Source organism: Acetobacter papayae (assembly GCF_047721125.1).
Taxonomy (GTDB): domain Bacteria; phylum Pseudomonadota; class Alphaproteobacteria; order Acetobacterales; family Acetobacteraceae; genus Acetobacter; species Acetobacter papayae.
Genome location: NZ_JBDNWF010000008.1, coordinates 81,324 through 92,839, shown reverse-complemented (window position 1 = coordinate 92,839; position 11,516 = coordinate 81,324). Strand labels below are relative to the sequence as shown.

The following is an 11,516-nucleotide window of genomic DNA, read 5'->3' as shown; positions in this document are numbered from 1 at the left end:
CGGGTGCGGGGGCTCCCGTAGGGCGGTGGGCGGTCAGGACAATACTGGCGGTTTGCACGCCGGGTAGGGTTTCAAGCTTGGCAACGGCCGCGGGGCACAGGGCCGCCAGCGCATCCGCCTGATCGCGCGGGACTTCAAGCGTCAGCGCCAGTCGCCCCTGTTCGTAGGAGCACGACTGCACCCGCCCTGCTTCCGCCAGAGACAGACCCGTGGCGGGGTCCTGAGCCTGGCGCAGGAGGCTGAGAATATCGTCGGGGGAGAAGGGAGCGTTCTGCGCCACGGGTCTGATCCTGATGCTGGTGGGTCACGCCTTGCGGAACAAGGCAGAGGGTGCGGCCCTGAAAAAGGGGGAGGGGAAAAAGGCCGCGCGTGTTGTTTTTTCCGTCTGCGGGCGGAAAGAGGCCATATTTTTTCTGGCACAGATTAGGCGGGATGGGTAGATGGGCGGCAGCCTCGGGCTATAAGGAACAGGAACTGGCGTGCGTAACAAGCATACGATGCCGGGCATGGGAGAGAGAGGCAGAGCGGGTATGCAGCAGGTGGAAAACCCGCAGAATGCACCTGTAACGCAGGATCGAATGCAGGATGGTGCCTGGTGGCGTCTGGCAGCAGGCCTGCGCGACAGGCTGGCCGCAACGTCGCATGCGCTGTCCCTTAGGGGGCGTGACCATCGGGTGGACGCGCTGCGGGGTGCTGCTCTGCTGATGATGTTTGTCGATCATATTCCCCAGAACCTGCTCAACCGCTTTACCATGCGCAATGTCGGCTTTGCCGATGCGGCGGAGGTGTTCGTGCTGCTGGCGGGATATGCGTCCTGGCTGGCTTACGGGCGGGCCTTTGGCAAATACGGCATGCGCGTAACACTGGGCCGCCTGCTGCGGCGCTGTGTGCAGCTTTACATAGGCCAGACAATTATGGTTGTGGCCTATGTGTTCATTATCCGCCTGTGGCGGCATTTTACGCCGGTTTCGGTTGATTATCTGGAGCCCGAACTGGCGCATGGCATGAGCTGGGTGTGGCGGGTCATGAGTTTTGACGCCTTGCCCAGTAACCTCAATATCCTGCCTCTTTATATTGTGTTGCTGGCGGGCTTTCCGCTGTTTTACCTGCTCATGCGGGTACAGCATTCCCTTGCCCTTGTGCTGGCCGGAGCAATCTGGGCGCTGGTCAACCTTGACCCGGCGGTGAATTTTCCAAACTGGCTCGACCCGGATGGCTGGTATTTCAATCCGTTTGCTTGGCAGTTTCTGTTCGCGCTGGGGCTGACAGCTTCCGAGCGGACACAGCGGCGCGGAAAGGATTTTGCCCGGCTGCGCTGGCTGGTGGGCGTATGCTGGGCCTATCTGGCGTTTTCAGCCCTGCAGGCATTCCCGTGGATGCAGTGGAACCTGCCTGACCTGCGGCCTTTTGGCGATGCCGTGGCCCCGGCCAAGGCGTGGCTCTCGCCTTTGCGGCTTTTGGATGTGCTGGCCATTTTCTATCTGGTGCAGTCTTCTGCCGCTGCGCGGCGCTGGTCGGGCGAGACAGTGGTGGGGCAGATACTGGCCTGTGTGGGCCGCCATTCGCTTGAGGTATTCGTTATTGGCACTGTGCTCGACCTGCTGGCCCGTCTGGTGTTCAGCACGTTTGGGGATATGTGGTCGCTACAGGTGGGCGTGAATGTGGTGGGGCTGGGCGTGCTGCTGAGCCTCGCCTTCTGGCTTGACCAGCGGCGTGGTGTGGGGCGGCCGGTCGTCCACTCCGCCTGAGCCGGTCTTGCTGGCCTGCGTTTGATTGGCTTACCATACCCGCAAGTCTATCCATGACGTGAAAGTGTGTTTGCCCATGTTTCTGTCCCCCCCCCCGTTTCGCGCTATTCTGCTGTCCGGTGTGCTGTTGGGGGGCGTCGTCTGGACAGGAACAGGGGCCGCACGGGCGGACGGAGCGCCTGCGGCACCTGTGGCCGTAGCGGGGGCTCCGCGCCCCGTGCCGGAAAGTTTTGCCGATCTGGCGGCCCGCCTGCTGCCTGCCGTGGTGAACGTGTCCACCACCCAGACAGTACGCGGCGAAGGAGATGGTGATGATGAGGATGATGACGACCAGCCCTCGCAGGTGCCTGACTTCCCGCGTGGCTCACCGTTCGAGAAGTTCTTTCATGACTTCATGAACCGCCAGACCGACCCCAACGCTCCGCCCCGGCGCATGCAGGCGCTTGGGTCTGGCTTTATCATCGATCCGCAGGGGTATATCGTCACCAACAATCATGTGATCCGCAAGGCGGACCGCATTACCGTGACCCTGCAGGACAACACGGTGCTGACCGCGCGCATGATCGGCCATGATGACAGGACGGATCTGGCGCTGCTCAAGGTGGACAGCCACACGCCGCTGCCTTTTGTGTCCTTTGGGGATAGTGACCGCCGCCGCGTGGGAGACTGGGTGCTGGCTATCGGCAATCCGTTCGGCCTGTCCGGTACTGTTACGGCAGGGATCATCTCTTCGCGCGGGCGTAATATCGACCAAGGGCCGTATGATGATTTCATCCAGACCGATGCGCCCATCAACAAGGGTAATTCCGGTGGCCCGCTGTTCGATATGGAAGGCAACGTCATTGGCGTGAACACGGCCATTTACTCTCCCTCGGGTGGGTCGGTCGGCATTGGCTTTTCCATTCCGGCTAACGAGGCGCGCGGTGTGCTCGAGCAGCTCCGCAAGAACGGTAAGGTCTCGCGTGGCTGGCTGGGCGTGCGGATACAGACGGTTACGCAGGACATAGCCGAGGGGCTGGGCCTGAAATCCGCCGGGGGCGCGCTGGTTGCGGGCGTGGAAAAAAATGGCCCAGCCGAAAAGGCGGGGCTGAAGACGGGCGATGTCATTCTCACGCTGGATGGCAAGCCGGTGGATGGTCGCGCCCTGCCGCGCCTGTCCGCGCAGTTGCCGGTTGGGGCACAGGCCCGGCTGAGTGTGTGGCAGCACGGCAAAACCCGTGATGTCACGCTGGTTGTGGGGGCCCTGCCTGAAACGCAGGACGAACCCCCGGCAAAGCCCGTGCAGGAACCCAAGGGGCCTGCCACGGTCAGTTTTTCGGATTTCGGTTTTTCGGTTTCGGCGCTCGATGCGGCAGCGCGGCAGAAATATAATCTGCCCGCCAACCAGAAGGGTGTTCTGGTCAATTCTGTGCGCGAAGACGGCATTGCCGCCGAACGTGGCCTGAAGGAAGGCGATGTCATTACCGAGGTGCAGCAGGCGGAGGTGACAACCCCTGCGGCCCTCAAGCAGAGGCTGGATGCCGCCCGTAAGGACCACCGGCGCACGGCGCTGCTGCTGGTGCATGATACGGACGGCGTGCGGTGGATTCCGCTCCCCTTGGGAGGGGAGACCACACCCTGAGCCTCTCGACTGCACACTGGTGGGTAAAGCTGCGGCATTGGCTGATGACCTTGCCCGGTCTGTCTTCTCTGGGGCGCTGGCGTGTCGAATCCGCCTTCTGCCAGTCTATACGCCTGCTCAGTGCGGTGGGCGTTTCGGCTGTGGCCGCGTGGCTGATCAACCTTCAGGAACCGGGCTGGGCGCTGATTACCTCGGTTATCGTGACCCAGAACAGCATTACGGACACAATTTCCAAAGGGCGTGACCAGTTGGTGGGTACGCTGATCGGCGCTTCGGTCAGCGTTATTCCCATTACGCTCATGATGTTTCTGCACTGGCCGTTATGGTGGGCGTTCGCGCTGGCTTTCGTGCCGCTGGTTGTGCTGGTGTCGTTCAAGCCTGAAGCGCGCATGGGCATTGTCACGCTCATGATTGCCATTTTGTTTCCGACGGATGACAGCCCCTATATGCGCCCGATCGAGCGGGTGCTCGCGATTATGATCGGGGTGAGTGCTTCAACACTTGTAACCTATGTGGTGCTGCATGAGCAGGCCCGGCGTGATGCTTTTCGGAGTGCGGCCGTAACGGTGCGCCAGATTCTGGCCATGCTGCAAAAGGCGCGTGCAGGCCATGTCGAATGGTCCGTTATTCAGGACATGAACGACGAATGCGCGGCCTCGCTCCGTCTGGTGCATGCAGCACTGGAAGAAGCGCGGCGCGAGCACTGGGTGCCGCTGGAAGAGCGAGACCCCATGCTGGCCCGCCTGCCCAATGGCCTGCGGCAGTTGCAGATGGATGCGCTGGTGGTGGCGCGCGCCATGCTTAGCCTGCCTGATAGCGGGGTGGCGCTGCCCGCGCAGTCCGCTGCCTCGTTGCGGGCGGGCATGTTGCGGGGGTTTCAGTGGATCATCCAGCGTTGTGAGAGCGAGGCCGTGGCCCGTACGGGTGAGGATAACCGGATTGCGGCGGAAGTAATCGCGGCCCTACCGTCTGCTACGGGCACGAGTGATCCGATTATCCGCTTTGTGGTCGGTATCCTGCTGACAGACTTGCGCCACCTTATTCAGCTTCTGGGTGATGATGATGCCGACAGGATGCCCAAAAACCGCTACTGGAGCAGCTGGCGTTCCCTGTTCACGCGGCGTGCTAAAACTGCCTGAAAAAATTTCGGGCACAGATATGACCGGGTAACAGACGATTCGTACGCCACGGCGCATTGCTTGCAGCGGGTATGGAGGCGGCGCCGTATCGGGCTTTGGCGGACATGCCAGCCCTGCCGGGCACCACGGAGCGGACAAGTGGCATGACGGGAGGGGGAGGATGGGGTAAACTCGTGCCAACCTGTGCCCCAACAGGTTGAACATGAGTTTGTAAGGATACCTCCCCATGGCAAATTGTCCTGTGAAATGCCCCAAATCTCCCTGCGTGCGTGGCCTGCTTCTGGTTGGTCTGATCGCGAGCGCATTCTATTTCTTCCGTAAAAAGAAGTGCTGCGGCTAAGGCAAAGCCGGTCGTCCCGGTTCTTGTTCGGGAGTGGCTCTGGCCCGTCCGGTTCGCCGGGCGGGTTTTTTTGTATCAGTGCGCTAAAGACACAAACGACCGGCGCTAACGAATAACGCTTTGTCTTTGCGTGTGTTATGGTCAGAATAACGGATCGTATTCAGTCGGGCGGCTCATCGTGCGGAAGGGGCCTGTGGCCCCATGCCGGGAGCACGCTGTTTGTGGCTGATGATGGAAAGGATTGAAGACCATGCACATTCATGCTCCGCGTTTTTCTTTCAAGGCTCTGGCACTCTTTGCAACCGGCCTGTGCGCCTTTGGTGGGGCGGTGCTACCTTCTTCAGCCGCTCATGCGCAGGCCTCCGTACTGCTGAAGCACCAGCAGACCAGCGCCATTGTGGAAACGGTGGACCGTGAAGCGCGTGAAGTTCTCCTGCGTGAGGATAATGGTCACCTGATCACCATCGAATATGGTGCGGGCGTGAGCGATCTGCCGCACCTGCATGAAGGCGACCACCTGCGGATTTCCTTTGTGGAAACACTGGGCGCGGATATGGCACCTCCCGGCAGCCCCCTGCCTGAATCCACCCTGACAACGGCGCGCGGCTTTGCGCATGGTCACCCGCGTGGTGTGATTGCCGCCTTCAACCGTGAGCGCGCCACCATTCAGGCTATCGACCTCAAGACACATTCCGTCTCCTTCGTGACTGATGATAACGCGCTGCATGTGGCCGTTCTGCACACCAAAGCCATGCAGGATTTTCTGGCTACGCTGAAAGTGGGTGACGTGGTGGACATGACGCGGATGGAATCAATTTCCTACGTGATCACCAACGAAACCGTGCCTGCCGCGGCTCCTCAGGCTCCTGCTGCTCCTTCTGTCGCACCTGCTCCGGCTCCCGCTCCCGCCGCGCAGTAACATAGCTTGTCTGCCCGGCCGGTTCTGATGGGGGATTATTCCCCACAGGCTGGCCGGTACAGGATAAAACCGGGGAGGAAGCAGTGACAGACTCTCTTGTGGTGCGGCGTCTTGCCTCGCGGGAAATACCGGAGGCTTATCCGGTTATCGCGCAATTACGAACGCTCGACAGGGCTTCGTTCGAGCAGGCGGTGTTGCGGCAGATGGCTGCCGGATATGAGCTGATCGGCGCATTTGAGGCCGGGATGCTGGTGGGCGTGATAGGGCTGCGGCCCGTACATACGCTTGCGCGTGGCGCTTTTTTGCATGTGGATGATCTGGTGGTGGATGCCGCTTGCCGTGGGCAGGGCATAGGCCGCGCTCTTATGGCCTACGCGCAGGAAGAAGCCACGGCACGCGGCATGGGTACTGTGTTTCTGGATGCCCGCGATACCGCCGTGCCGTTTTATGAACAGCTCGGATTTGAGCTGCATCAGGCTCCCTCCATGCGGCGCAGGGTAGGATGAAGCATGGCAACTCCAGTGACACGCCGCCAAACGGCGGGCCGCAAGCCAGTATCACCCAAAAATACTGATGAAAATCAGGCCGCAGTTCTCGCAACAGGGTCTCTGGCTAGCCCCGCGAGGGAACTGACACTTGAGGAATCTCTGGGCGCGCAGATCCGTCAGCTTCGCCGCCGCGCGGAGTTGACCGGGAGCGACCTTGCGACAGCGGCGGGCATTTCGCTCGGCATGTTGTCAAAAATAGAAAATGGCCAGATTTCTCCATCACTTTCCACATTGCAGGCTGTTTGCCGCGCACTCAATGTTCCGCTTAGCCAGCTTTTTGCTACTGCGGAGGAACAGCGCGACTGTTCTTTTGTGCGGGCGGGGCAGGGTGTGGCTATTGAGCGGCGCGGCACCAAGGCCGGGCATCATTACCGGTTGCTGGGCCATCTGCTCAGCGGGCCGCTGGTGCTGGAGCCGTATCTGATTACGCTGCATGACGATGCCCAGCCTTATGTCAGCTTCAGGCATCAGGGAATCGAAATGCTGTACATGCTCAAAGGGCGTGTAGCCTATCGGCACGGGGAGGAAGTGTACGAAATGGGCCCGGGCGATACGCTGATGTTCGATAGTCAGGCCCCGCATGGCCCTGAAAAATTTATTGAAAAACCAATTAGTTATCTGTCGATCATCGTGTATCCCCGACAGGGTGAATAAAACGGAATATTTCCTGATAGGAAAGTTTTATTCTTTACCGTTGACACATCGTTTCGTCTTCTGATTGTATGGTGACAGTTGTTCCATGCTCTTCGGGGGTTTGCGATGTGCGGCATCGTAGGATTGTTTATCAAAAACCGGGCGCTTGAGCCTGAATTGGGGCGTCTGACGTCCCAGATGCTGAAAACCATGACCGAGCGCGGCCCCGATAGCGCGGGCTTTGCTGTTTATAACGGTGCTGGCAAAGGCCAGCGCAAGATGACCGTGCGCGGCCTGTCCGATGGCAATATCGGCCCGTTTGAAGCTGGATTTCTGGAAATTATCGGTGGTAGCGGCGAAGTTCACAAGCGCCATGACCACGTAATCCTGACCTATGCTGCCGAGCATGAACCCGCCGTGCGCGCCTATGTCGATATGTTTGCCGATGGCGTGGCTTTTGCTTCCAGCGGCGAGAGCATTGAACTGTACAAAGGCGTGGGCCTGCCCGAACAGGTTGCTTCGTGTTTCGCTCTGGAAAAAATGAGTGGTACACACGCAATTGGCCATACGAGAATGGCGACAGAATCAGCCGTGACAGTCGCTGGCGCACACCCTTTCTCCACCGGGCCGGATCAGTGCCTCGTGCATAACGGTTCGCTTTCCAACCATAACTCCCTGCGCCGCCAGCTCGTACGCGAAGGCCTGCGCTTCGAGACGGAAAACGATTCCGAAGTGGCGGCGGGTTATCTGTCCTGGCGCCTGTCCAAGGGCGAAAAGCTTGATCAGGCTCTCAAGGCGTCTCTGAACGATCTTGATGGTTTCTATACTTTTGTCGTCGGTACGCGTGATGGCTTTGCCGTTCTGCGCGATCCGGTGGCGTGCAAGCCTGCTGTCATGGTCGAGACGGATGATTACGTGGCGTTTGCCTCGGAATATCGCGCGTTTGCCGGTCTGCCGGGCATTGCCAGTGCTGAGGTGTTCGAGCCGGAACCGCAGCGGGTTTATCATTGGGAACACGCAGCGTAAGGCGGGATTGAAGCAATGCAGACGATAGATTTGAATACGACCACGCTGCGTGAGCTGAACAGCCGCCTGCAGACGGAAAGTGCTGGTACGCAATGCAAGGTTTCCAACCCTAATGGTCGGCACGCGCTGGCCGTGGGGCTGACCCAGCCGATTGAGGTCACGATTGAAGGCCATACCGGGTATTACGCTGCGGGTATGAACCAGAAAGCCAGCGTGGTTATCAACGGCAATGCCGGTCAGGGCGTTGCAGAAAACATGATGAGTGGGCGGGTGCATGTCACGGGCAATGCCAGCTCCAGCGCCGGGGCCACGGCCCATGGTGGCCTGCTGGTGATTGAGGGTGATGCCGGTGCACGCTGCGGTATTTCCATGAAGGGTGTCGATATTGTCGTGCGTGGCTCCATTGGCCACATGAGTGCTTTCATGGCGCAGAGCGGCAATCTGGTGGTTTGTGAGGATGCTGGCGAAGCGCTCGGAGATTCCCTTTACGAGACACGTATTTTCGTTCGTGGTAAGGTGCGTAGCCTTGGGGCGGATTGTGAAGAAAAGGAAATGAAGGCCGAAGACCTCGCCATCCTTACAGCCCTGCTCGAACAGGCCGGTATAACGGACTGCAAGGCTGAAGAGTTCCGGCTCTATGGCTCGGCCCGCACGCTCTATCACTTCAACGTCGATAACGCATCGGCATACTGAGGCTGTCATGACTGAAAAACATCACGATTACACAAAGACAACGCCCCGGTTTTCCGCCACGTTCGATCCGTTCACCGTCTCGCAGATCCAGCGTGCGGCCGCGACAGGCATTTACGACATCCGTGGTGGTGGCACCAAGCGCAAACTGCCGCATTTTGATGACCTGCTGTTTCTTGGCGCGTCCATGTCGCGTTATCCGCTTGAGGGCTATCGTGAGCGTTGTGGCACGGATGTTGTGCTCGGCACGCGTTTTGCCAAAAAGCCTATCCACCTGAAAACCCCGGTCACGATCGCGGGCATGTCCTTTGGCGCGCTGTCCGCGCAGGCCAAGGAAGCTCTGGGCCGTGGCGCCAGCGCTGTAGGAACCTCCACCACCACGGGTGATGGTGGCATGACACCTGAGGAACGCGGTCATTCCTCTACGCTGGTTTATCAGTATCTGCCGTCACGCTATGGCATGAACCCCGATGACCTGCGGAAGGCCGATGCGATTGAAATCGTGGTGGGGCAGGGTGCCAAGCCCGGTGGTGGCGGTATGCTGCTGGGGCAGAAAATCTCCCCGCGTGTGGCACAGATGCGCGACCTGCCCGAAGGGATCGACCAGCGCTCTGCCTGCCGTCACCCGGACTGGACTGGCCCGGATGATCTGGAAATCAAGATCGAAGAACTGCGCGAAATCACCAACTGGGAAAAGCCGATTTACGTCAAGGTCGGTGCCAGCCGTCCGTATTACGATGTGTCGCTCGCGGTGAAGTCAGGGGCCGATGTTGTGGTGCTTGATGGCATGCAGGGTGGCACGGCGGCAACGCAGGAAGTGTTTATCGAGCATGTTGGCCTGCCTATTCTGGCCGCTATTCGTCCGGCGGTGCAGGCGCTGCAGGATCTGGGCCTGCATCGTAAGGTGCAGCTTATTGTCTCTGGTGGTATCCGCACCGGGGCCGATGTGGCCAAGGCGCTGGCGCTGGGTGCTGATGCCGTGGCCATTGGCACCGCGGCTCTTGTGGCGCTGGGGGATCAGAGCCCCGATCTGGCGGCTGAATACGCCAAGCTTGGCACAGTGCCCGGCGCGTATGATGACTGGCAGGATGGCCGCGACCCGGCAGGGATCACAACGCAGGACCCCACGCTGGCCGCACGGCTGGACCCAATTCTGGGTGGGCGGCGTTTGGCCAACTACCTCTCGGTTCTGACCATGGAAGCCCAGACCATCGCGCGGGCCTGTGGCAAAAGCCACCTGCATAACCTTGAACCCGAAGACCTAGTCGCCCTGACAATCGAGGCAGCCGCCATGACGCGCCTGCCTCTGGCGGGAACAGACTGGTACCCGGGCAAGGCCGGTTTCTGAAAGGCGTTTGATCAAGACAGGACTTCCCCCGTGCCACCAGCCGGGGGAAGCAGTGTTAAGGAATGGAAGCGCACCAATGGATAACGTCCAACAAAAATGTTACGATCTAGAAACTGTGGCCCGTGAAAAGGGTATTCGCTATTTTCTGATCTCGTTTATCGACCTTTCCGGCGCGCAGCGCGCCAAGCTCGTGCCCGCTTCGGCTATTGCCGATATGCAGAAAAATGGCGCGGGCTTTGCCGGTTTTGCGGCGGCGTTCGATATGTCTCCCGCCGATCCTGATCTTCTGGCTATCCCTGATGCTTCGGGCCTTGTGCAGCTTCCCTGGAAGCCCGAAGTCGGCTGGCTGCCCGCAGACCTGAAAATGCACGGCCAGTACGTAACGCAGGGGCCGCGTAACACGCTCAAGCGCCTGATCAAGCGTGCAGCCGATCAGGGCATTACGGTCAAGACTGGTGTAGAAGCCGAGTTCTTTCTGGTCACCCCCGATGGTGCTCAGGTTGGTGACGAGCACGATTCCAGCGTCAAACCCTGCTATGATGCATCAGCCCTGATGCGCCGTTACGACGTGATTGCCGAACTGTGCGACGCCATGCAGTCTCTTGGCTGGGAGCCGTATCAGAACGACCATGAAGATGCCAACGGCCAGTTTGAAATGAACTGGAAATATGCCGATGCGCTGGTGACAGCCGATCGGCATGTTTTTTTCAAGTTCATGGCGCGCGCTATTGCTGAAAAACACGGCCTGCGGGCAACGTTTATGCCCAAGCCTTTCATGCACCTGACAGGCAGTGGCTGCCATGCCCATATCTCGCTGTGGCAGGGTGATGAAAATATCTGCCGCGATCCGGCGGATAAAATGGAACTGTCGGCCAAGGGGTATAACTTTGTCGGCGGGCTGATCCATAACGCCAAGGCGCTGTGTGCTATTCTCAACCCCACGGTTAATTCCTACAAGCGGATCAACGCGCCGCGCACGGTTTCGGGGGCAACCTGGTCACCCAACACCGTTACCTATGCAGGGGATAACCGCACGCATATGATCCGCGTGCCGGGCGGTGGCCGGTTTGAAATGCGCCTGCCCGATGGCGCGGCCAATCCCTATCTGTTGCAGGCTGCCCTGCTGGCGGCTGGTCTGGATGGTATTGAGCAGGGGCGTGACCCCGGTGAGCCGCTGGATATCAACATGTATCTTGAAGGCTATAAGGTGCAGAACGCCATGCGCCTGCCGCTGAACCTGCTTGACGCCCTGCGTGCGCTGGACGAATCAACCGTGCTGCGCGGTATGCTGGATGATGGTTTTGTTGACCCCTATCTCAAGATCAAAACCGCAGATTGGAATGCGCATTGTGGCCATCTGTCCGAATGGGAACGGCAGATGACTATGGATTGCTAAGGATTTTTCAATGATAAGGTGAGCTTATACCCTTCATAAGGTATGGTTCACCTATGATCGAAAATAACTCTGGAAAGAGAGTTCTTTGCTGTATAATGTTACGAAACT

11 protein-coding genes are annotated in these 11,516 nt (G+C 59.4%); 10 read left to right on the top strand and 1 reads right to left on the bottom strand.

Annotated elements, in window-relative coordinates:
* On the bottom strand, positions 1–280 hold a 280-nt coding region (locus tag ABF757_RS04570), incomplete at its 3' end, for an iron-sulfur cluster assembly protein (RefSeq protein ID WP_415481120.1).
* Between the two features lie 298 nt (positions 281–578).
* Here ABF757_RS04570 and ABF757_RS04565 point away from each other — a divergent pair.
* The 10 genes from ABF757_RS04565 (at position 579) to glnT (ending at position 11,408) form a co-directional block, all read left to right on the top strand.
* Positions 579–1,748, top strand: a complete 1,170-nt coding sequence (locus ABF757_RS04565; RefSeq protein WP_415481123.1) for an OpgC family protein — start codon at positions 579–581, stop codon at positions 1,746–1,748.
* 76 nt (positions 1,749–1,824) lie between these two features.
* A complete protein-coding gene (locus ABF757_RS04560) occupies positions 1,825–3,369 on the top strand; it encodes a DegQ family serine endoprotease (protein WP_415481119.1) in 1,545 nt (514 codons plus the stop codon).
* The gene (locus ABF757_RS04555) at positions 3,330–4,508 is read left to right on the top strand and encodes an FUSC family protein (RefSeq protein ID WP_415481118.1); all 1,179 of its coding nucleotides are present in this window, start codon (positions 3,330–3,332) and stop codon (positions 4,506–4,508) included. Before ABF757_RS04560 ends, ABF757_RS04555 begins: the two co-directional genes overlap by 40 nt.
* Before the next feature lie 590 nt (positions 4,509–5,098).
* Positions 5,099–5,767 (top strand): hypothetical protein, encoded by a 669-nt coding sequence (locus ABF757_RS04550; RefSeq protein ID WP_415481117.1) that lies wholly within the window; start codon positions 5,099–5,101, stop codon positions 5,765–5,767.
* 83 nt (positions 5,768–5,850) lie between these two features.
* A complete protein-coding gene (locus ABF757_RS04545; RefSeq protein WP_415481116.1) occupies positions 5,851–6,273 on the top strand; it encodes a GNAT family N-acetyltransferase in 423 nt (140 codons plus the stop codon).
* A 3-nt stretch (positions 6,274–6,276) separates the two neighbouring features.
* A complete protein-coding gene (locus tag ABF757_RS04540) occupies positions 6,277–6,969 on the top strand; it encodes a helix-turn-helix domain-containing protein (protein ID WP_415481115.1) in 693 nt (230 codons plus the stop codon).
* Positions 6,970–7,074: 105 nt separating this feature from the next.
* Positions 7,075–7,974 carry a class II glutamine amidotransferase domain-containing protein gene (locus tag ABF757_RS04535; protein WP_415481114.1) on the top strand — a complete coding sequence of 300 codons (900 nt, stop codon included), beginning with the start codon at positions 7,075–7,077 and terminating at the stop codon, positions 7,972–7,974.
* Between the two features lie 15 nt (positions 7,975–7,989).
* Entirely contained in the window at positions 7,990–8,667 is a 678-nt protein-coding gene (locus tag ABF757_RS04530; RefSeq protein ID WP_415481113.1) for a GltB/FmdC/FwdC-like GXGXG domain-containing protein, read from the top strand.
* A 7-nt stretch (positions 8,668–8,674) separates the two neighbouring features.
* Positions 8,675–10,012, top strand: coding sequence for an FMN-binding glutamate synthase family protein (locus ABF757_RS04525; protein WP_025859831.1), 1,338 nt, complete (start codon positions 8,675–8,677; stop codon positions 10,010–10,012).
* A gap of 76 nt (positions 10,013–10,088) precedes the next feature.
* The gene (gene glnT, locus ABF757_RS04520) at positions 10,089–11,408 is read left to right on the top strand and encodes a type III glutamate--ammonia ligase (protein WP_025859832.1); all 1,320 of its coding nucleotides are present in this window, start codon (positions 10,089–10,091) and stop codon (positions 11,406–11,408) included.
* Positions 11,409–11,516: the final 108 nt, after the last annotated feature.